Consider the following 20135-nt stretch of genomic DNA (forward strand, 5'->3'; position numbering starts at 1 on the left):
GGGGAGCGAGCTCCGGACCGGGCACCGGCCCGGCCTGACTCACTCGACCGTGACGGACTTCGCGAGGTTGCGCGGCTGGTCGACGTCGAGGCCCTTGGCCGTGGCCAGGCCCATCGCGAAGATGTGCAGCGGGACGACCGCGAGGAGCGGCTCGAACAGCGGAGCGGCCAGCGGGATGCGCAGGACTTCGTCGGCGAAGGGGAGCACCGAGACGTCGCCCTCTTCGGCGACCGCGATGACGCGGGCGCCGCGGGCGCGGATCTCCTGGATGTTGGAGACGACCTTCTTCTGCAGCTCGGCCGCGCCGCGGGGCGACGGGACGATCACGAAGACCGCCTGACCGGGCTCGATGAGCGCGATGGGTCCGTGCTTGAGCTCACCGGCGGCGAAGCCCTCGGCGTGGATGTACGAGATCTCCTTGAGCTTGAGCGCGCCCTCGAGGGCGATCGGGTACCCGACGTGGCGACCGAGGAACAGCACCGAGTTCGTGTCGGCCATCCAGCCGGCGAACTGCTCGATGTGCTCCTGCTCGGTCTCGATGACGCGGGCGATCTTGGCGGGGATGGCCTCGAGTTCGCGAACGGCCTGAGCCGAATCCTCCGGCGAGAGGACTCCGCGGACGCGACCGACGTGGAGGGCCAGCAGGTAGAGGGCGGTGATCTGCGCGACGAAGGCCTTCGTCGATGCGACGGCGACCTCGGGTCCGGCGTGCGTGTAGACGATGGCGTCGGACTCGCGCGGGATCGTGGCGCCCTGCGTGTTGCAGATCGACAGCGTCTTGGCGCCCTGCTCGCGGGCGTACTTGACGGCCATGAGCGTGTCCATGGTCTCGCCGGACTGCGAGATCGAGACGACGAGCGTGTCGGCCCCGATCACCGGGTCGCGGTAGCGGAACTCGTGCGCGAGCTCGACGTCGACGGGAACGCGCGTCCACTGCTCGAGGGCGTACTTGCCGACCATCCCCGCGTAGGCGGCGGTGCCGCACGCGATGACGATGACGCGGTTGATGCCGATGAACAGCTCGTCGAGACCGTCGAGCTCGGGGATCGTGACGGCGCCGTCCGAGAAGCGGCCGCGGATGGTGTTGGCGACGGCCTCGGGCTCTTCCGAGACCTCCTTCGCCATGAACGACGACCAGCCGCCCTTCTCTGCGGCGGATGCGTCCCAGACGACCTCGAACGGCTCGACCTCGACGGTGTGGCCGTCGAAGTCGGTGACCTCGACGCCCTGCGGTGTGATGGCGACGATCTGGTCCTGGCCGATGGCGAGGGCGTTGCGGGTGTGCTCGACGAAGGCGGCCACGTCGGAGCCGAGGAAGTTCTCTCCCTCGCCGAGACCGATCACGAGGGGCGAGTTGCGGCGAGCGCCGACGACGAGGCCCGGCTGGTCCTGGTGCATCGCGAGGAGCGTGAAAGCACCCTCGAGACGGGCGGCGACCGTACGGAAGGCGGCGACGAGGTCTCCGGATGCCGCGTACTCGCGCCCGAGCAGGACGGCGGCGACCTCCGTGTCGGTTTCGCTGCGGAAGGTGAAGCCGTCGGCGAGGAGCTCGTCCTTCAGTTCGGCGAAGTTCTCGATGATGCCGTTGTGGATGACGGCGAGCTTGTCGTCGTCGGCGAGGTGCGGGTGCGCGTTCGCGTCGGTGGGTCCACCGTGCGTCGCCCAGCGGGTGTGGCCGATGCCGGTCGTCCCGTCGGCCATGGGGTGCGCGGTGAGGTCGTCGCGCAGCACCTGCAGCTTGCCGGCGCGCTTGCGCATCTCGAGGTCGCCTTCGCCGTCGATGACGGCGATGCCGGCGGAGTCGTACCCCCGGTACTCGAGCCGAGCCAAGCCCGAGAGGAGAATGGCCTGGCTGTCACGAGGCCCCACGTATCCGACGATTCCACACATGCGTCCGATTCTAAGTGGGGAGGGCTGGGACTACGCCCCCGTGCACGCGCAGGCGCGTCGCGCACGCCGGGGCTGGCGGGAACCGGCATCCGTTTGATACCCATGTGGGACCGTGTCCCCCGCACGGTCGTGCCCCCCACACGACGGAGTCCCCCATGTCCGCATCCCCCCGTACCCGACGGCGATCCGCCCTCGCGCTCACCGCTGTCCTCGCCCTCTCCCTGTCGGTAGCGCCCGCCGCTGCCGCCTCCGCAGCGACGTCGACGTCGTGCACCGGCACGACGCAGGCCGCCGTCCAGAAGCGCGTCCTCGCCGACGTGAACGCGGCGCGCAAGGCGAAGGGCAAGAAGCCCCTCACCCTCAACGCGTCGATGTCGAAGGTCGCCGTGGCCTGGTCGACGAAGCAGGCCACGGCCAACCGGATGAGCCACAACCCGAAGTACTTCTCGCAGATCCCCTCGGGCTGGACGCGCGCCGCCGAGAACGTCGCCTTCGGCTACACCCCTGCGAAGGTCACACCGGCGTGGATGAAGTCCGCGGGTCACCGCGCCAACATCCTCGGTTCGTACAACCGCATCGGCATCGGCGTCGCGTGCTCGAAGCAGGGTCTGCCGTTCTACACGCAGGTGTTCGGCTCGTACCCGGCGCGCTGAGAGACGTTCAGAGCTTGCGCAGACGCACCGTCTCGACGGTGTGGTCGGCGGCTTTGCGCAGCACGAGCTTCGCGCGGTGTCGGGTGGGCTCGACGTTCTCGCGGAGGTTCGGCAGGTTGATGTCGTTCCAGTAGCCGAGTGCCCGTGCGACCGCCTCGTCGTCGGAGATGTCGGCGAAGACGCGGAAGAAGGAGTTCGGGTTCGAGAAGGCCGCTTCGCGGAGCGCGAGGAATCGGTCGACGTACCACTGCGCGATGTGGTCGACGTCGGCGTCGACGTAGATGGAGAAGTCGAAGAGCTCGCTCACCGCGATGTCGTGCGGGTTGGGCGCCGACGCCAGGACGTTCAGGCCCTCGACGATGATGACGTCCGGGCGCCGGACGGTGACCTGGGCGTCGGGGATGATGTCGTATCGCATGTGCGAGTAGTACGGCGCCCGCACTTCGGGCTCGCCGGACTTCACGGCGACGAGGAAGTCGACCAGCGCGCGGCGGTCGTACGACTCGGGGAAGCCCTTGCGGTCCATGATCCCGCGGCGCTCCAGCTCGGCGTTGGGGTAGAGGAATCCGTCGGTCGTGATGAGCTCGACGCGCGGGGTGCCCGGCCAGCGGCTCATGAGCTCTCGCAGCAGTCGCGCGGCGGTGGACTTGCCGACGGCGACGGAACCGGCGACGGCGACGATGAAGGGCGTCGTGGCGTCCTGCTCGCCGACGAACCCGGCGGTGTCTGCGCCGAGGCGTTTGGTGGCCGACGCGTACAGCGACAGCAGACGGCTGAGCGGCAGGTAGACCTCGCGCACCTCGGTGATGTCGAGCCGGTCGCCGATGCCGCGCAGCTGCACGACCTCGTTCTCGGTGAGGGGCTGCTCCATACCGGCGGCCATGCGCGCCCACTCGGCGCGGGGGATCTCGCGGTACAGCGAGTCGATGGTCGTCAGCGTCTCATCGGTGGACATTGCCGCAACTCTAGCCCGCGCCCGAGGCGCCTCCCGCGCGCGGAACGCACGCGCGCGAGAGGGGGCGTGTCCCGTACTCTTAGCAGCGGGTGTTCCATCGCGGCCGTTCTGCCGCTCTCGACGGGGGTTTTTCGATGCTGCGACGCGTTCTGGCGGTTCTTGCCGCTGTCGTGCTGACGGCATCCCTCGGTGTGGCCTCCGCCCCCGCAACCGCAGAAGCCGCCACGATCCCCTGGTTGAAGACGCACGGCTCGAAGATCCAGGATGCCTCGACGGGCAAGACCGTCACCGTGAAGGCGACCTCGTGGTTCGGGATGGAGACCGACACGTGCGCCCCGCACGGCCTGTGGTCGATCACGCTTGATCAGGGCATGGCTCAGATCTCGGGCATGGGTTTCAACACCGTGCGCCTACCGTTCTCGAACGAGTGCCTGACGAAGAAGTCGGTCGGCTCCGTGAACACCGCGCTGAACCCGAAGCTCGCGAAGGCGTCGACGCTGACGGTGATGGATGCCGTCGTGGCGAGTGCGCGCAAGTACAACCTGCGTGTGATCCTCGACCGGCACCGGCCGGGTTCCGCTGCCCAGTCCGAGCTCTGGTACACGAAGAAGTACTCCGAGTCCCGCTGGATCTCGGACTGGAAGATGCTCGCGAAGCGCTACAAGAACCAGCCGACGGTCATCGGCTTCGACCTCCACAACGAGCCGCAGGGTTCGGCGTGCTGGGGCTGCGGCGTGACGGCGCGCGACTGGCGCGCGGCGGCGACCCGGGCGGGCAACGCCATCCACACCATCAACTCGAAGCTGCTCATCATCGTCGAGGGCGTGCAGTACGGCGCCGACGGCAAGGGCACCTGGTGGGGCGGCAACCTGACCGGCGTGAAGACGAAGCCGGTGACCCTCAAGGTCAAGAACCGCGTCGTCTACTCGCCCCACGAATACCCCTCGTCGGTGTTCGACCAGCCCTGGTTCCACGACAAGCGGTACCCCGAGAATCTCCGCGCCGTCTGGGACAAGCAGTGGGGCTACATCGTCACAAAGAACATCGCACCGGTGTTCGTCGGCGAGTTCGGCACGAAGCTGCAGACGTCGTCCGACAAGAAGTGGCTCTCGAAGTTCGTCGGCTACCTGAAGGACCGTCGCATCAGCTGGGGCTACTGGTCGTTCAACCCGAACAGCGGTGACACCGGCGGCCTGCTGAAGGACGACTGGTTCACGCGCGAGAAGACCAAGCTCGCCGCGTTGAAGCCGATCCTGACGCCGAAGAACGTGCGCTACCCGGCCGCGCCGGCTCCGACGCCCGCACCGCAGCCGCGGCCCTCGTCGCCCGGCACGAAACCCGATCCGGCCGTCGGGAGGTCCGCGAGCGCGTCCTCGAACGGCGTCTCGGCGACCCTGACCGTGACGAGCTCGTGGCCGTCGAAGTACCAGATCGCCCTCGCCCTCACGGCCTCGTCGGGCGTCAAGGTGCGCTCGTGGACGGCGTCGTGGGCATCGCCCGGCGCGACCGCCGTCGACAGCGCCTGGGGCATGTCGTGCCGCGTCGCGAGCCCGGGCACGGCGAGCGCCCGTATCAGCTGCTCGGGTGTCGACTGGGGACTCGCGAACCTGACCCAGGGGTCCCGCGTCGACGTGGGGGCGATCTTCACCGCCTCGAAGGCACCGGCATCCCCCGCCCTGTCGCTCTCGGCGACGCGCTGACCGCTACGGCGTGACCATCCCGCCGTTGACGTTGAGGGTCTCGCCCGACACGTAGCTCGACTCCGCCGAGGCGAGGAACACGAACGCGGGCGCGATCTCGGCGGGCTGCCCGGCCCGCTTGTACTCGTTCTCCTCGTCGAAGGCCTTCATCTGCTCGTCCGACACTCCGTCGCTGACCTGCAGCGCCGACCAGACCGGGCCCGGCGCGACGACGTTGACCCGGATGCCGCGGGGAGCCAGCTGCTGCGCGAGACCCTTCGACAGGTTGTTGACGGCGGCCTTGGTCGCGGCGTAGTCGAGGCGGTCGGGAGCGGGCTTGTAGGCCTCGAGCGACGCGGTGCTGATGATGGATGCCCCGGCCGGCATGTGCGCGAGCGCGGCCTTCACGATCCAGAAGAAGGCGAAGACGTTGGTCTCGAACGTGGTGCGGAACTGGTCGTCGGAGAGGTCCTCGACGCGCTCGACCGCGACCTGCTTTCCCGCGTTGCTGACGAGGATGTCGATGCCGCCGAGGAACTCCGCCGCCTCGGCGACGAGGTCGCGGCAGCGAGCCGGGTCGGTGATGTCGGCGGCGATGGCGTGGCCGCGCACGCCGGCGTCGGCGATGACCTGCAGGACGTGATCGGCGTCCTCCGCCTCGTCGGGCAGGTGCACGATCACGACGTCCGCTCCTTCGCGGGCGAAGGCGATGGCGGCCGCGGCCCCGATGCCCGAGTCGCCGCCCGTGACGAGCGCCTTGCGCCCCCGCAGCCGGTCCGACCCTCGGTACGTGTGCTCCCCCAGATCGGGCACGGGCGTCATCCGCGCCTGCACGCCGGGTTCGGGCTGGTGCTGCACGGGCGGCTCGACGCGGGCGTAGCGGGTGACGGGGTTGTCGAACGTGTACTGGTCGGTCATGCCCGCCACGGTAGGTCGGGGCGCGGCATCCATTCACCCCCTTGCGAGGAGCGCACCGGCGAGGCAGGGCGCGGGATCATCGCACCTCCTCGACCGGTGCGCAAGACGTCGGTCGAGATGATCCGCGTTCCTAGGGTTGTCCCGTGCCGAGCGCTGCGAACCACCCTCACGAGTGCACCGTCTTCTTCCTGCCGGGATTGGGACTGGATGCCGCTTCCGTCGGCGCCATTGCGGCGGCGGCCGATCCGCGACTCCGTGTCGTCGGCATCGACCTGCTCGATCGGGGGCGCGCGGCGTCCGTCGACGACCTCGCCGACACGGCGCTCGAGCGGATCGCGGCGGAGGCCGACGGCGGTCCCTTCCTCGTCTGCGGCCACAGTCTCGGCGGCAAAGTCGCCGCTCGTGTCATGGCGCGCGTGCTGGCCGGCACCGAGCGGGTCTTCGGCCTTGCGGGCGCCGTGCTGCTCGCCCCCTCTCCTCCGACGCCCGAACCGATGCCCGACGACAAGCGCGCAGAGATGCTGGCGACCGCGCAGGGCGAGCACCTGTCGCGGGAGGATGCCGCGGCCTTCGTCGCGGCGAACGTCGCCGCCCCGCTTCCCGCCGACGTGCGGGACGCGGCGATCGATGCCGTCGTGCGGCAGCCGGCGTCCGCCTGGCGCGAGTGGCTCACCGCGGGCAGCCTCGAGGACGCGACGTCGCTCGTGGGTGTGCTCGATCTTCCCGTCGTGGTGCTGGCGGGCGACGCCGACGAGGCGCTCGGCGCCGACGCGCAGCCCGACCTGATCGCCGATGTCTATCCCCGCGCCCGCGTCAAGCGGATGCCGGGTGTCGGCCACCTGCTGCCCTACGAGGCCCCCGAGCGGGTCGCCGCTGTGCTCGCCGAGACGTGGGATGCGATCCGCACGGCGGCTCCGGTGGTGCCGGCGGAGTGGGGGCGCGTCATCGCGTCGTCGCGCGTCGACGTCGCCGTGCGGCGCACGCTCGCGCACCGCGCGATCGCGGACGACCGGGACCGCGCTCCCCGTTCGCTGAACCGTGGGCAGGTCGAGACGCTCCGTGCGCTCGCGGCGCTGCTCGTGCCGCAGGGCGACGGGGCGACGATCGATCTCGCGACGCGCATCGACGACATGCTCGCCGAGGGCGGCACCGACGGGTGGCGTCCGCTGGGCTCCCCTGCCGACCCGATCGCCTACGCGCGCGGACTGGACGCGATCGCGGCGGTGTGGCCGAGCGAGGTCGCCGAGCAGCGCAACCTAGTCGTGACCCTGATCACCGACGGCATCGACGCCGACGGAGTCGGTGCCGACGGCATCCGCTCGTGGTTCGAGGATGCCCGCAACGACCTGCTGCGCATGTGGCTGGCGCATCCGGCGTCGCTCGCGCGCATCGGATTCGACGGCTTCGCGGTCGGGGGCACGGCGCCGCAGCCGGCGGGGTGGGCGACCATCGCGGCCGGCGAACGAGAGACATGGGAGCCGAGCGAGCTCGGCCAGACAGTGGTGGAGGATGCCGCGTGACCGGCGATCATCGCCGGGTGACTGATCACCCGGGCATGCAGAGGTTCGATCTGGACGAGGTCGTCGACGTCGTCGTGGTGGGGACGGGTGCCGGTGGCGCTCCCCTGCTCGCGCGGCTCGCCGAGGCAGGGCTCCGGGTCGTCGCGCTCGAGGCGGGCCCGGACTTCGCGCCGAGCGAGTTCACCCCCGACGAACTCGAGTCCACGAAGATCAACTGGATGTCGGAGCGCCTGAGCGGCGGAGACGACCCGACCGCCTTCGGGCCGAACAACAGCGGCTACGGGGTCGGCGGCAGCACGCTGCACTGGGGCGCGTTCACTCCGCGTCCCGATGCGCGTGACCTGCGCCTGCGCACCGACACGGGTCAGGGCCGCGACTGGCCCATCGACCATGCCGAGCTGATCCGCTACATCGAGCGCGTCGAGTCCGACATCGGCGTCAGCGGTCCGGCGCACTACCCGTGGGACCCCTCCCGGTCGTACGCCTACCCGCCCGTGCGGCGGAACGGTTCGTCGGACGTCATGATCCGAGGGTGCGACGCGCTCGGCATCACCGCGACCGACGGGCCGGCGGCGATCCTCACGCGTGACCGCGACCAGCCGCACTACGGCCTGCGCCCGGCGACGCTCGACAACGGCGACATCCACCAGGGCGACCGCTTCGGCGCGAAGGCGACGACGGCCAACACCTATCTGCCGGCCGCGGTCGCGGCAGGTGCCGAGGTCCGGCCCGACGCGTTCGTCCACGGGATCGAACGGGATGCCGCGGGCAAGGTCACGGCCGTCGTGTACCGCTCGCGCGGTGCCGATCACCGGCAGCGCTGCGGTGCGCTCGTGCTCGCGGCCGGCGGAGTCGAGACACCGCGGCTGCTGCTGCACACCGGGGTCGCCAACGCGAACGGCGTCGTCGGCCGGGGGTTCATGGCGCACGGCGGCGTGCAGGTGTGGGGCACGTTCGACGAGCCGATCCGCGGCTATCGCGGCTACCCGTCGTCGATCATCAGCGAGGACTTCGTCCGCCCCGACGACGCCGATTTCGTCGGCGGCTACCTGCTGCAGAGCCTCGGCGTCATGCCGCTGAACTTCGGCACGCAGCTCGTCCGCGGGGCGGGCCTGTGGGGCGACGACCTCATGTCGGCCATGGGCGAGTACCCCTTCAGCGCCGGTGTCGGCATGAACGGCGAGTGCCTGCCCGACGACCGCAATGCCCTGACTCTCAGCGACGAACTGGCCGAAGACGGGATGCCGCGGGCCGAGATCACCTTCTCGCAGGGCGACAACGAGCGGGCCATCGACCGGCACGGCGTCGCGGTGATGGAGCGGATCCTCCGCGCCGCGGGTGCGCGCAGCACGCGGGTGCTGCAGCGCTCGTGCCACACGCTCGGCACGGCACGGATGGGCGACGATCCCGCGGACAGCGTCGTGGACGCATCCGGTCGCTCCCACGAGGTCGACAACCTCTGGATCTGCGACAACTCGACGTTCCCGAGCGCGTTGACGGCCAATCCCGCGCTGACGCAGATGGCCCTCGCCCTGCGGACCGCCGACCTCATGCTCGCGGGACGCTGACCTTCGTCATCCTCCTGACACGTGCGTCCGCTACGGTGAGCGGCACGTCTTCGCCAACGGTGCCGATCGCCCCAGCCCGAGCGCGTCCGCGCTGCTGCCTAGGAGGTCACCGATGTCCGGTCGTTCGTCGCACCGCCGTTCCCGTCAGCGCTCCGCCCCGAAGCCTCCGGGACTGCCGTGGTGGGCGTACGCGGCGGTGATCCTCGTCGCGGTGGGCGTGGTCGCCCTCGTGGTCGCGGCCCTGCTCGAGTACTGAGCGTCAGCCGACCCGACGGGCTCGCGCGGTGCGGCGCGTCCACCGGGCACGTCTCGGCAGGACGGCGATCGGCGTCGGAACCGTCTCGCGCACAGGGCTCAGCGGCACCGGGACCTCGAGCACGACCGCGTCGTCGCGCTGGTAGATGCGGGCGCCCGACCCGAGCACGCTGATGCCGCGCAGCTGAGGGGCGACGACGGGTGCCTTGTCGAGGGTGCCGGTCGACCAGGTCCGCACGAGCAGCGTATCGCCCGTGACGTCGATGTCGACCCAGACCTGCTTGGCGATGGAGTGCTTGATCGCGTTGACGAAACCCTCGTTGACGATGGTGGCGACACGGCGGGAGAGCGCGGGGTCGGTGAGCGCATCCGTCGCGGCGGGCGAGATGGTGCTGTCGACCCCGACGACGGATCGCCAGGTGGCGACGAGTTCAGACAGATCCTCGTGGGCGCTCTGCACCGTCCCCTCGAGCGCAGCGGAGTCGACCTCGGCGACGAACGCGAGGATCGAATCGAAGGCGGCATCCGTCTCCCGCCGGAACCTCGCGATGTCGTCCGGGGTGAGCTCCCACTCGTCCGCGGCCGCGGCGAGCAGGACGCAGCGCCCTTGCACCCGTCCGTGCAGCACGTGAGCGGCGTTGCGCAGGGGCCTGCGCGCCGCCGCGGTCTTGGCGGTCAGGGTCCGGGCGACGAGGGCCAGCACGGCCTCGAGGCGGTGCGCGCTGTCGGACGCCCGCGCGATCGCGTCGGTGCACGCCGCGAGCGCGACGGCGACCAGCGGCAGCGAGACGAGCGGGACGAAGCGCGTGGGGTTCTCCGGGCCGACGAAGACGTGCGTGACGAGGCTCATGACGACGCCGGCCGCGACCCAGACGCCGACGATGACGCGTCCTCGGTGAGCGGGCGACGCGTCCCGTGCGAGACGCCGGATGAGCAGATCGGCGAGGACGGTCACCGGCGTGGCGAGCAGGATCGCGCCCGCGGCTGCCCACGGACCGGCGAGGTGGTGCACGTACGGGACGGCGCCGAGGAGGAAGACGAAGCCGGTCAGCAGGTACGGCGTCGGTCGCAGCATCGTGAGCGCCGACCGCTGCGGCACGATGTCGTCGTGCTCTTCCGCAGCCGCGGCGATGACGCGCAGGTCGAGCCCGGAACGCTCCTCGAGTCGGTGGCTGGCGGTGCGGACTTCTTCGGAGTAGTCGCGGACCGCGGCGAAGTCGATCGTCCCAGAGAGCATCTCTTCGCGCCGCCGCCGCAGGCGGGAGATGAGCGGGGCGAGCAGTTCGCGGTTCTCGCCTTCGAAGCGTGCCAGCCGGCGGCGGCCGTCGGTCAGGGCGACGAGGGCGACGGAGAGGCGTGCGCGGCTGCCGCGAGTGAGCTCGATCGAGCGCACCGTCATGGCGATGATCGAGAGCCCGGCGACCCACACGACGATGTTCGAGACGACGCGTGCGATCAGGCCCGTGACGTCCGGCGAGCCCGAGTAGAGCAGGACGTACACCCCTTCATTGACGAAGGGACGGAGGGCTGCGGCGATGGTCACGGCCGTGAGGATGAGGATGCCGCGGGTCGTCGCCCGCTCGATCCGCTGCTCCGCGCGGGCCACCGGCAGCAGCGCGGCGACCAGGACGGCCCAGCCGATGACGGCGACGATCACGACGTGCAGGTAGCCCGACGGACCGGAGAAGTGCTGGAACGGTGCCAGCACCGAGACGGAGACGATCAGGCTGATCCAGAGCGCAGGGCGGGTGAAGAAGGCACGACTGGTAACGGCATCCCACCAGACGTGGACGCCGAGAATGAGTCGCCGCCGTGCAGCGAGTTCGGGTGCTCGCCCAGCCATTCTTCGTCTTTCCCCAGAGGGGCCTGCCGGCCCGGCGTCAGTCTAGCGCCGAAGCCCGCGCGGAGATCGTGACGTTTCCGTCGTCATTTGCTGCGTCGCAGGTGCGGGACGAGCGCGACGCTTGTCAACACCCCGGGCACTCCCGACGCCCCGACCTATCGTGGCGGGGTGGGAGAAGAAGTCGAGAAGCAGGAGATCACGGGCGCCGACCGCACCCTTCATCGCGAGAAGATCCGTCGGAACCTCGACGTCTTCGAGAGGATGCTGAGCGAAGCCCGCTTCGATACGGATGACCCGATGACGGGGCTCGAACTCGAGCTGAATCTCGTGGACGCCGTCGGAGACCCGGCGATGCGGAACGAGCAGGTGCTGCGGGCGATCGCCGACCCCGCGTTCGTGACGGAGCTCGGCCGCTTCAACGTCGAGATCAACGTGCCGCCCGCCAAGCTCCGAGAGGGCGGACTGACGACCTTCGAGCAGGGTCTGCGGCAGAAGCTCAACGACGCCGAGGAGCGGAGCGAGGATCTCGGCGCGCATCTGGTGATGATCGGCATCCTGCCCACTCTGGCGGAGCCGCATCTGCGCCGCAGCACGCTGAGCGATGACTCGCGGTACGACCTGCTGAACGAGCAGGTGCTCGACGCGCGCGGTGAGGATATCGCGATCTCGATCACCGGTCGCGAGCGACTCGAGACGACGGCCGACTCGATCGTGCCCGAGGCGGCGTGCACGAGCACGCAGTTCCACGTGCAGACCTCGCCGGCGCAGTTCGCGTCCTACTGGAACGCATCGCAGGCGATCGCGGGCGCGCAGCTCGCGGTCGCGGCGAACTCGCCCTATCTGCTGGGGCGGGAGCTGTGGCGGGAGTCGCGCATCCCGCTGTTCGAGCAGGCCACCGACACCCGCAGCGAGGAGTTGAAGGCGCAGGGCGTGCGTCCGCGGGTGTGGTTCGGCGAGCGCTGGATCACGTCGGTGTTCGATCTGTTCGAGGAGAACGTCCGGTACTTCCCGGCACTGCTGCCGATCATCGACGACGAGGACCCGCTGGAGGTGCTCGAGTCGGGCGGGGTGCCGTCTCTGGCCGAACTGAAGCTGCACAACGGCACGGTGTACCGGTGGAACCGCCCGGTGTACGACGTCGCCGACGGCATGCCGCACCTGCGAGTGGAGAACCGCATCCTCGCGGCCGGACCGACGGTGGCGGACACGGTCGCGAACGCCGCGTTCTACTTCGGCCTGGTGCGGTCGCTCGCCGAGGACGAGCGGCCGGTGTGGTCGCGGATGCCGTTCGCGACCGCGCGGGAGAACTTCCAGTCGGCTGCGCGGGTGGGCATCGACGCGCGGCTGTCGTGGCCCGGCGTCGGTCAGGTGCCGGCGACGGAGCTGATCCTCGACACCCTCCTGCCCCTCGCGGCCGAGGGGCTCGACCTGTGGGGCGTCTCTCCTGACGAGCGCGACCGCTACCTCGGGATCATCGAGGGGCGCTGCGTCGCGAAGACGAACGGCGCCGAGTGGTTCGCCCGTCGGATGGAGGCACGATCGGGCATGGAGCGCGCCGACGCCCTCCGTGCCACGCTGCTCGAGTACCGCGAGGCGATGCACACGAACGAGCCCGTGCACACCTGGAGCTGAGCGCCCCTGGAGACATGCAGAACGCCCCGACCCAATGGGTCGGGGCGTTCTGGGAACGGCTTATTTGAAGGCGTCCTTGACGTTCTCGCCGGCCTGCTTCACGTTGGCCGCGGTCTGGTCCTTGTGACCTTCGGCTTCGAGGCGCTCGTTGTCCGAGGCCTTGCCTGCGGCTTCCTTGCCCTTACCGGTGAGGTCCTGAGCAGCGTTCTTGATCTTGTCGTCGAGTCCCATGGTGTGGTCCTTTCGTCGATGACCCGAAGCAGTGCGTTCCGGGACAATCCACGCTAGGCACGACCGCCGATCCGAGCGACCCCCTGGCGTTCTGCCGGTTGATGAGTTAGGTCCGCGCGAGCGGCTCAGCCGAGGTAGGCGCGGAGCGAGTCGCGCCAGTCGCGCGGCGCGAACCCCGTGGCCTCGATCTTCGCCAGGTCGAGCACCGACCAGCGGGGTCGCGGTGCGACGGCGCCGGATGCCGAGGCGAAGTACTCCTCAGTCGACACTCCCGTCACCTGCGCAGGGTCGTGGCCGGTCTGCGCGTAGACCTCCGCGGCGATCTGCGCCCACGAGACCGCTTCTCCCCCGCCGGTGAGGTTGTAGATCCCGGCGGGAGCCTCGACGTCGACCAGGTGACGGATGCCGCGGGCCAGGTCCGCCGTGAAGGTGAGGCGCCCGATCTGGTCGTCGACGACCGACGGCGAGACACCGCGTTCGGCGAGGGAGGCCATCGTACGGACGAAGTTCTTGCCCTCGCCGATCACCCACGAGGTGCGGACGATGTAATGGCGGGGAACGGTGGCGACGATCGCGTCGGCGGCGGCTTTGGTCTGCCCGTAGACGCCGAGCGGTGCCACCGGCTGGTCCTCGCCGTAGGGCACGTCGGCGGTGCCGTCGAACACGTAGTCGCTCGAGACGTGGACGAGGGTGATGCCGTTCTCCGTCGCGATGCGGGCGAGCTGCGCGACGGCGGTCACGTTGCCGGCCCATGCTCCCGCGCGGTCGGTCTCTGCGACATCCACGGCCGTGTAGGCGGCGGCGTTGACGATGGTGCCGTAGTCGCGCCAGCGGCGTGCGCCGGTCAGGTCGGCGGTCAGGTCGAGGTCCTCGCGACCGGCGAACTCGACCTCGGTGGCGTCCGCATAGGCGGCGCGCAGGGCGCGTCCGAGCTGCCCGTTCGCGCCGACGATGAGCGTCTTCTTCGACGGGATGGGCACGACGTCGGCGAGGCGCGGGTGCGCCAGGTCTTTGGGTGAGATCTCGACGTCGGCGAGCGGGATGGGCCACGCGATCGCGGCGGTCTCGTCGGCCAGGTTGAGGAACGAGTACGACGCGTCGGGCGACCAGTGGTCGTTGACGAGGTACGTGTACGCGGTGTCGGGTTCGAGGGTCTGGTACGAGTTGCCGACGCCTCGCGGCACGAAGATCGCGCGTGAGGGATCGAGCTCTGTCGTGAAGACGGTGCCGAAGCTGGGGCCTTCGCGCAGGTCGACCCAGGCGCCGAAGATGCGGCCGGTCGCGACCGAGACCCACTTGTCCCAGGGCTCGGCGTGGATGCCGCGGGTCGTTCCGACGGCGTCGTTGAACGAGATGTTGTTCTGCACGGGGCCGAAGTCGGCGAGGCCCGCGGCGGTCATCTTCTCGCGTTGCCAGTTCTCCTTGAACCAGCCGCGGCTGTCGCCGTGGACGGGCAGGTCCCAGACGACGAGTCCCGGGATGCCGGTGTCGGTGGGCGTGAGGGCCTTGCCGAACTCGGTCATGCTCACTGACCCTTGCTGGCGTAGAAGGCTTCCACGCCGTCCTTGGCTGGGGCCCACCAGCTCTCGTTCTCGCGGTACCAGTCGATGGTGGCGGCGAGTCCCGCCTCGAAGTCCCGGTACGAGGGCATCCAGCCGAGTTCGGTGCGGAGCTTGGTGGAGTCGATGGCGTAGCGCAGGTCGTGACCGGCACGGTCGGTGACGTGGTCGTAGGCGTCGCGAGGCTCGCCCATGAGCTCGAGGATGAGTTCGACGACGGTCTTGTTGTCCTTCTCACCGTCGGCGCCGATGAGGTAGGTCTCGCCCATCTGCCCCTTGTCGAGGATGGTGAGGACGGCCGACGAGTGGTCGTCGGCGTGGATCCAGTCGCGGACGTTCTCGCCGGTGCCGTAGAGCTTGGGACGGATGCCGCGGATCACGTTCGTGATCTGGCGCGGGATGAACTTCTCGACGTGCTGGTAGGGCCCGTAGTTGTTGGAGCAGTTGCTGATCGTCGCGCGGACCCCGAACGAGCGGACCCACGCGCGGACGAGCAGGTCGCTGCCGGCCTTGGTCGACGAGTAGGGCGACGACGGGTTGTAGGGCGTGTCCTCGGTGAACCGGGCGGGGTCGTCGAGGTCGAGGTCGCCGTACACCTCGTCAGTGGAGATGTGGTGGAGCCGGGTGTCGTGGCGGCGGGCGGCTTCGAGCAGCGTGTAGGTGCCGATGATGTTGGTGTCGAGGAACGGCCGCGGGTCGTGCAGCGAGTTGTCGTTGTGCGACTCTGCCGCGTAGTGGACGACGGCATCCGCCTTGGCGAAGAGACCGTCGACGAGTTCGGCGTCGGCGATGTCACCGACGACGAGGTCGACGCGGTTCTCGGGGAGGCCGGCGAGGGACGCCAGGTTGCCCGCGTAGGTCATCTTGTCGAGCACGGTGACGGTGTGGTCGGTGTGCGCGACGACGTGGTGGACGAAGTTCGAGCCGATGAAGCCGGCGCCGCCGGTGACGAGGAGGTGTGCCATCAGGCGGAACGGCTCAGCATGTCGAGGAGGTACGTGCCGTACCCCGACTTCGTGAGCTTCTCAGCGCGGCCGCAGAGCTCGTCGCGCGAGAGGAATCCCTCGCGCCAGGCGATCTCTTCAGGGTTGCCGATCGACATGCCTGTCCGTCGCTGCAGTGTGCGGACGTAGTCCGCGGCGTCGGTCATGTCGTCGAACGTCCCCGTGTCGAGCCAGGCGGTCCCCCGCGGCAGTACCTCGACCTGGAGCTTTCCCGCGGCGAGGTAGGCGCGATTCACGTCGGTGATCTCGTACTCCCCGCGCGGTGACGGTGACAGGTTCTGGGCGATCTCCACCACATAGTTGTCGTAGAAGTACAGCCCGGGCACCGCATAGTTGCTGCGGGGTGCGACAGGCTTTTCTTCGAGCGAGATGGCGCGGCCGCTGTCGTCGAACTCCACCACGCCGTACGCCTCGGGCGAGCGCACCCAATAGGCGAAGACGGCGCCGCCGTCCACGTCACCGAACCGCTTGAGCTGACGGCCGAGACCCGGCCCGTACAGCAGGTTGTCGCCGAGCACGAGCGCGACTTTGTCGTTGCCGATGAAGTCGGCACCGATCGTGAAAGCCTGCGCGAGCCCGTCGGGCGACGGCTGCTGGGCGAAACTCAAACTGATGCCGAACTGCGATCCATCCCCCAGCAGGCGCTCGAAGAATGGCGCGTCATGCGGCGTCGTGATGATCAGAATGTCCCGGATGCCGGCGAGCATCAGCGTCGACAGCGGGTAGTAGATCATCGGTTTGTCGTACACCGGGATGAGCTGCTTCGACACGCCCAACGTCAACGGGTGCAGCCGAGTTCCCGACCCGCCCGCGAGAATGATCCCCTTCATGGTTCCCCCAACCATTTCCGCCCCCAAGCGGAATCCAGCCCGTTCGACCACCCCAAATGGTCAGAATGCGGGCTCGCCTCATCGCTGAGGCGGTCACAGCCTACCCCCGACTGTGCCGCCGGGGGTAGCGCTGAGTTGTCGTTAGCGCTTGACGACCTCCGCCAGCCGTTCCGCGACCTTGTACGCGGTGTTCTCCGAAGCGGCCTCGACCATGACGCGGACGAGCGGTTCGGTGCCGGAGGGGCGCAGCAGCACGCGGCCGGCGTCGCCGAGTTCGGCTTCCGCAGCCGCGACGGCTTCGAGCACCTCGGGGGCGGTGGCGCGCGAACGTTCCACTCCCTTGACGTTCAGGAGCACCTGCGGGAAGACCGTCATGACTTTTGCGAGCTCCGACAGCGGCTTGCGCTGCCGAACGACTTCGGCTGCGAGGTGCAGGCCGGTGAGGAGCCCGTCGCCGGTGGTGGCGTACTCGCTCATGATGACGTGGCCGCTCTGCTCGCCTCCGAGCGAGAACTTGCCTTCGTTCATGCGCTCGAGCACGTAGCGGTCACCGACGCCGGTCGTTTCGAGGCGGATGCCGTTTGCTTCCATCGCGCGGTGGAGCCCGAGGTTGCTCATGACGGTGGCGACCAGGGTGTCCTGGTGCAGCAGACCGCGCTCTTTCATCGACACGGCGAGGATCGCCATGATCTGGTCGCCGTCGATGACGCGGCCGTCGGCGTCGACGGCGAGGCAGCGGTCGGCGTCGCCGTCGTGGGCGATGCCGAGGTCGGCGCCGGTGCGGAGCACTTCGGCGACGAGGACGTCGGTATGGGTCGAACCGACACCGTCGTTGATGTTGACGCCGTCGGGGTCAGCACCGATGACGGTGACCTTCGCTCCCGCGTCGCGGAAGGTCTCGGGCGAGACGCCCGAGGCGGCGCCGTGAGCGCAGTCGAGGACGACGTGCAGACCGCGCAGCGGGGTGTGCATCGAGGCCAGGAGGTGCACGACGTAGCGGTCTTCGGCGTCGGCGAACCGGCTGATGCGACCGACGGCTCCCCCGGTGGGGAGGAGCTTCGGGCCGGTCATGGCTTCTTCGATGCGCTGTTCGACCTCGTCGGGCAGCTTGACGCCGCCGCGCGCGAAGATCTTGATGCCGTTGTCGGGGGCCGGGTTGTGCGAGGCCGAGATCATGACGCCGAAATCGGCGTCGATGTCGCCCACGAGGAACGCTGCGGCGGGTGTCGGCAGCACGCCGGCGTCGAGCACGTCGACACCCGACGAAGCGAGCCCCGCGGCCACGGCGGCGCTGAGGAAGTGTCCTGATACGCGCGGATCGCGGGCGACGACGGCGGTCAGGCGTTTGCCTGTGGCCTTTCGCGCCTCGGCGATACGGCCCTGGCCCAGGACGACAGCGGTCGCCTGGGCCAGGGTCAGCGCGAGATCTGCAGTGAGCGGGCCGTTTGCCAGGCCGCGCACACCGTCTGTCCCGAACAGTGCCATCGAAGGATTAACGCTTCGAGTACTGAGGAGCCTTACGCGCCTTCTTGAGACCAGCCTTCTTGCGCTCCTTGACGCGAGCGTCACGGGAGAGGAAGCCGGCCTTCTTGAGGGTCGGGCGGTTGTTCTCTTCGTCGATCTGGTTCAGCGACCGAGCGATGCCGAGGCGCAGGGCGCCGGCCTGGCCCGAGGGGCCACCGCCCGAGATGCGGGCGATCACGTCGTAGCCACCGGCGAGGCCGAGGACCGTGAACGGGTCGTTGATGAGCTGCTGGTGCAGCTTGTTGGGGAAGTAGTCCTCGATCGTGCGGCCGTTCACCGTGATGGTGCCGGAGCCGGGGACCAGGCGCACGCGGGCGATGGCCTGCTTGCGGCGGCCGACGGCGGCACCGGGGACGGAGAGCACGGGACGGACCGGGGCAGCCTCAGCGGCGGCCGGGGTCTCGGTCGAGTAGTTGTCGGGGGTCTGGTCGAGGGAGTCAGCGATCTTCGCCATCAGATAATCCTTGTTCTTCTCGGCGGCGCTTACTGGGCGACCTGGTCGAAGGTGTACGTGGTGGGCTGCTGGGCAGCGTGGGGGTGCTCAGCACCGCGGTAGACCTTCAGCTTCGTCAGCTGCTGACGACCCAGGCTGTTTTTGGGGAGCATGCCGCGGACGGCCTTCTCGACAGCGCGAACCGAGTTCTTCTCGAGGAGCTCGGAGTAAGTGACCGACTTGAGTCCGCCCGGGTAACCCGAGTGGCGGTAGGCCTTCTTCTGCTCGAGCTTCTGGCCGGTGAGGGCCACCTTGTCGGCGTTGATGATGATCACGAAGTCGCCGGTGTCGACGTGGTTCGCGAAGGTGGGCTTGTGCTTGCCGCGCAGGAGCGTGGCAGCGTGCGAGGCAAGGCGACCGAGGACGACATCGGATGCGTCGATGACCACCCACTCGCGGGTGATCTCACCAGCCTTGGGCGTGTAAGTGCGCGTCACAGTAGTGCTGCTTTCATAGATTCGAACGGAGGAGTTCGTGAATCCCACTCCGGGGTGGTTCGCTCGGGATGCCGGTCGAACACGCCAGTGGAGGGCTCACGTTCGCGGTGCGAGGCCAGCAGGGCGCACGCACCTCTGATGACACTATCACAGGAGCGACGCACGATGAGCTGAAGCGAAACACACCGGACACCCAATGCCAATACACTTCTCACGGCGTTCCCGCTTCGAACGCCTATCGGAGGCCCCAGTGAATCCCACGGTCGCGGACCAACGCTTGACAGTCATCATGACCTGCCACAACAGGGCAGCACTCACGGAACGCTGTGTACTACAAGTCCTGAGTGAGGCGGATGACTTCAGCGGGAGCGTACGTGTAGTGGTTCTCGACGACGGATCAACCGACGACACCCGAGAACGACTCGAAGGGCTTCGGGGGGTTACCGTCGCGAAAGGCGATGGCTCTTACTTCTGGGCACGAGGCATGTCCACCGCAGAACAAATCGCGTTGGCCCAGTCGCCGCCCCCCACACACTTGCTCTGGCTCAACGACGACGTGGACTTGGCGCCCGGTTCGATCCTCAAGGCGTTGAGTGTTTCTCGAAAGCAGCCAGAATCGGTCCTGGTCGGCGCGACTGTCAGTCCAATTCTTGCAAGCGACATCACGTACTCAGGATTGGTGAACACCGGCCCACACCCTCTTCGTTTTTCGAAGGCGGCGCTTGGTTCGAAACGGTTGGATGCATTCAACGGTAATTTTGTGATGGTTCCGACGTCCGTCATTGAACGTGTCGGAGGCGTTGACGGCCGCTACTCTCACGCGTTGGCTGACATCGACTACGGGGTGCGCGTCAAGCGGGCGGGCGTGCCCGTCATTCTGCTCGACGAGCCGATCGGATCTTGCGCCGCGAATGAAGTGACGTTCGGCTCAACGCGCGAAGAATGGCGAAAGTTCGTCGGGCCGAAGGGCGGAGGGAATCTAAAATCCCTGACGCGGATTCTACGACTTATCACCCCGCACACGTGGCCATTTTGGCTCATCGCCACATACGCGCAGTGGGTCCGGCGCGCAATCCTCCGGAAGATAGCTCGTTCTAAGCTCGTTCGCCGGTGATGACTTGAGGCGCGCTGGACTTCTCTACGT

Annotated in this window: 18 protein-coding genes; 7 read left to right on the forward strand and 11 right to left on the reverse strand. The window is 68.8% G+C overall.

All coding sequences use genetic code 11. The features are described 5' to 3' along the window. Positions 1 to 39: 39 nt before the first annotated feature. Positions 40 to 1890, reverse strand: coding sequence for a glutamine--fructose-6-phosphate transaminase (isomerizing) (gene glmS / locus BBA86_RS06915; RefSeq protein WP_065570893.1), 1851 nt, complete (start codon positions 1888 to 1890; stop codon positions 40 to 42). A 155-nt stretch (positions 1891 to 2045) separates the two neighbouring features. Between glmS and BBA86_RS06920 the strand changes: the two genes are divergently transcribed. Then, positions 2046 to 2543 carry a CAP domain-containing protein gene (locus tag BBA86_RS06920; RefSeq protein ID WP_065570894.1) on the forward strand — a complete coding sequence of 166 codons (498 nt, stop codon included), beginning with the start codon at positions 2046 to 2048 and terminating at the stop codon, positions 2541 to 2543. A gap of 7 nt (positions 2544 to 2550) precedes the next feature. On the opposite strand, the gene coaA is transcribed toward BBA86_RS06920, so the two are convergent. Next, positions 2551 to 3498 carry a type I pantothenate kinase gene (gene coaA, locus BBA86_RS06925; RefSeq protein ID WP_065570895.1) on the reverse strand — a complete coding sequence of 316 codons (948 nt, stop codon included), beginning with the start codon at positions 3496 to 3498 and terminating at the stop codon, positions 2551 to 2553. A gap of 134 nt (positions 3499 to 3632) precedes the next feature. Between coaA and BBA86_RS06930 the strand changes: the two genes are divergently transcribed. Then, on the forward strand, positions 3633 to 5198 hold the full coding sequence (locus BBA86_RS06930; RefSeq protein WP_065570896.1) for a cellulase family glycosylhydrolase: 1566 nt from the start codon (positions 3633 to 3635) through the stop codon (positions 5196 to 5198). Between the two features lie 3 nt (positions 5199 to 5201). Here BBA86_RS06930 and BBA86_RS06935 read toward each other — a convergent pair whose 3' ends face one another. After that, on the reverse strand, positions 5202 to 6095 hold the full coding sequence (locus tag BBA86_RS06935; protein WP_065570897.1) for an SDR family oxidoreductase: 894 nt from the start codon (positions 6093 to 6095) through the stop codon (positions 5202 to 5204). Between the two features lie 143 nt (positions 6096 to 6238). Between BBA86_RS06935 and BBA86_RS06940 the strand changes: the two genes are divergently transcribed. The 3 genes from BBA86_RS06940 to BBA86_RS14565 all read left to right on the forward strand — a co-directional run bounded on the left by BBA86_RS06940 (position 6239) and on the right by BBA86_RS14565 (position 9439). Beyond that, complete coding sequence (locus BBA86_RS06940; protein ID WP_065570898.1) at positions 6239 to 7615, forward strand: alpha/beta fold hydrolase; 1377 nt, start codon at positions 6239 to 6241, stop codon at positions 7613 to 7615. A 17-nt stretch (positions 7616 to 7632) separates the two neighbouring features. After that, a complete protein-coding gene (locus BBA86_RS06945) occupies positions 7633 to 9183 on the forward strand; it encodes a GMC family oxidoreductase (protein ID WP_223247044.1) in 1551 nt (516 codons plus the stop codon). A gap of 112 nt (positions 9184 to 9295) precedes the next feature. Continuing rightward, on the forward strand, positions 9296 to 9439 hold the full coding sequence (locus BBA86_RS14565; RefSeq protein WP_189318431.1) for a hypothetical protein: 144 nt from the start codon (positions 9296 to 9298) through the stop codon (positions 9437 to 9439). Positions 9440 to 9442: 3 nt separating this feature from the next. Here BBA86_RS14565 and BBA86_RS06950 read toward each other — a convergent pair whose 3' ends face one another. Beyond that, positions 9443 to 11281, reverse strand: coding sequence for a hypothetical protein (locus tag BBA86_RS06950; RefSeq protein WP_065570900.1), 1839 nt, complete (start codon positions 11279 to 11281; stop codon positions 9443 to 9445). Positions 11282 to 11449: 168 nt separating this feature from the next. On the opposite strand from BBA86_RS06950, the gene BBA86_RS06955 reads away from it, so the two are divergent. Next, positions 11450 to 12913 carry a hypothetical protein gene (locus BBA86_RS06955; protein ID WP_065570901.1) on the forward strand — a complete coding sequence of 488 codons (1464 nt, stop codon included), beginning with the start codon at positions 11450 to 11452 and terminating at the stop codon, positions 12911 to 12913. Between the two features lie 60 nt (positions 12914 to 12973). Here the strand turns inward: BBA86_RS06955 and BBA86_RS06960 are convergent, their stop codons facing one another. The 7 genes from BBA86_RS06960 to rplM all read right to left on the reverse strand — a co-directional run bounded on the left by BBA86_RS06960 (position 12974) and on the right by rplM (position 18991). After that, entirely contained in the window at positions 12974 to 13144 is a 171-nt protein-coding gene (locus BBA86_RS06960; protein ID WP_065570902.1) for a CsbD family protein, read from the reverse strand. A gap of 125 nt (positions 13145 to 13269) precedes the next feature. Beyond that, positions 13270 to 14667 (reverse strand): dTDP-4-dehydrorhamnose reductase, encoded by a 1398-nt coding sequence (gene rfbD / locus BBA86_RS06965; RefSeq protein ID WP_065570903.1) that lies wholly within the window; start codon positions 14665 to 14667, stop codon positions 13270 to 13272. Positions 14668 to 14669: 2 nt separating this feature from the next. Then, positions 14670 to 15668 (reverse strand): dTDP-glucose 4,6-dehydratase, encoded by a 999-nt coding sequence (gene rfbB / locus BBA86_RS06970; RefSeq protein ID WP_065570904.1) that lies wholly within the window; start codon positions 15666 to 15668, stop codon positions 14670 to 14672. Next, on the reverse strand, positions 15668 to 16537 hold the full coding sequence (gene rfbA, locus BBA86_RS06975) for a glucose-1-phosphate thymidylyltransferase RfbA (RefSeq protein ID WP_065570905.1): 870 nt from the start codon (positions 16535 to 16537) through the stop codon (positions 15668 to 15670). The genes rfbB and rfbA overlap by 1 nt, the downstream gene beginning before the upstream one ends. Positions 16538 to 16678: 141 nt before the next feature. Continuing rightward, complete coding sequence (gene glmM / locus BBA86_RS06980; RefSeq protein ID WP_065570906.1) at positions 16679 to 18022, reverse strand: phosphoglucosamine mutase; 1344 nt, start codon at positions 18020 to 18022, stop codon at positions 16679 to 16681. A gap of 7 nt (positions 18023 to 18029) precedes the next feature. Continuing rightward, positions 18030 to 18515: a 30S ribosomal protein S9 gene (gene rpsI, locus BBA86_RS06985; protein WP_065570907.1), complete on the reverse strand. Its 486-nt coding sequence runs from the start codon at positions 18513 to 18515 to the stop codon at positions 18030 to 18032. 29 nt (positions 18516 to 18544) lie between these two features. After that, positions 18545 to 18991: a 50S ribosomal protein L13 gene (gene rplM / locus BBA86_RS06990; RefSeq protein ID WP_065570908.1), complete on the reverse strand. Its 447-nt coding sequence runs from the start codon at positions 18989 to 18991 to the stop codon at positions 18545 to 18547. A 196-nt stretch (positions 18992 to 19187) separates the two neighbouring features. Here rplM and BBA86_RS14275 point away from each other — a divergent pair, with 196 nt between their 5' ends. After that, positions 19188 to 20105, forward strand: a complete 918-nt coding sequence (locus tag BBA86_RS14275) for a glycosyltransferase family 2 protein (protein WP_083199489.1) — start codon at positions 19188 to 19190, stop codon at positions 20103 to 20105. The last annotated feature ends 30 nt before the right edge of the window (positions 20106 to 20135 follow it).

Origin of the sequence: Microbacterium oleivorans (assembly GCF_001691565.1) — a bacterium.
Taxonomy (GTDB): Bacteria; Actinomycetota; Actinomycetes; order Actinomycetales; family Microbacteriaceae; genus Microbacterium; species Microbacterium oleivorans_B.

Excerpts from the sequence above, each read along its gene's own strand:
- BBA86_RS14565 (WP_189318431.1), top strand. The coding sequence starts at position 9,296 with ATGTCCGGTCGTTCGTCGCACCGCCGTTCCCGTCAGCGCTCCGCCCCG.
- glmS (WP_065570893.1), bottom strand. The coding sequence starts at position 1,890 with ATGTGTGGAATCGTCGGATACGTGGGGCCTCGTGACAGCCAGGCCATT.
- rpsI (WP_065570907.1), bottom strand. The coding sequence starts at position 18,515 with ATGGCGAAGATCGCTGACTCCCTCGACCAGACCCCCGACAACTACTCG.
- rfbB (WP_065570904.1), bottom strand. The coding sequence starts at position 15,668 with ATGGCACACCTCCTCGTCACCGGCGGCGCCGGCTTCATCGGCTCGAAC.
- rfbD (WP_065570903.1), bottom strand. The coding sequence starts at position 14,667 with ATGACCGAGTTCGGCAAGGCCCTCACGCCCACCGACACCGGCATCCCG.
- coaA (WP_065570895.1), bottom strand. The coding sequence starts at position 3,498 with ATGTCCACCGATGAGACGCTGACGACCATCGACTCGCTGTACCGCGAG.
- rfbA (WP_065570905.1), bottom strand. The coding sequence starts at position 16,537 with ATGAAGGGGATCATTCTCGCGGGCGGGTCGGGAACTCGGCTGCACCCG.
- BBA86_RS06930 (WP_065570896.1), top strand. The coding sequence starts at position 3,633 with ATGCTGCGACGCGTTCTGGCGGTTCTTGCCGCTGTCGTGCTGACGGCA.
- BBA86_RS14275 (WP_083199489.1), top strand. The coding sequence starts at position 19,188 with ATGCCAATACACTTCTCACGGCGTTCCCGCTTCGAACGCCTATCGGAG.
- BBA86_RS06960 (WP_065570902.1), bottom strand. The coding sequence starts at position 13,144 with ATGGGACTCGACGACAAGATCAAGAACGCTGCTCAGGACCTCACCGGT.
- BBA86_RS06935 (WP_065570897.1), bottom strand. The coding sequence starts at position 6,095 with ATGACCGACCAGTACACGTTCGACAACCCCGTCACCCGCTACGCCCGC.
- BBA86_RS06950 (WP_065570900.1), bottom strand. The coding sequence starts at position 11,281 with ATGGCTGGGCGAGCACCCGAACTCGCTGCACGGCGGCGACTCATTCTC.
- glmM (WP_065570906.1), bottom strand. The coding sequence starts at position 18,022 with ATGGCACTGTTCGGGACAGACGGTGTGCGCGGCCTGGCAAACGGCCCG.
- BBA86_RS06920 (WP_065570894.1), top strand. The coding sequence starts at position 2,046 with ATGTCCGCATCCCCCCGTACCCGACGGCGATCCGCCCTCGCGCTCACC.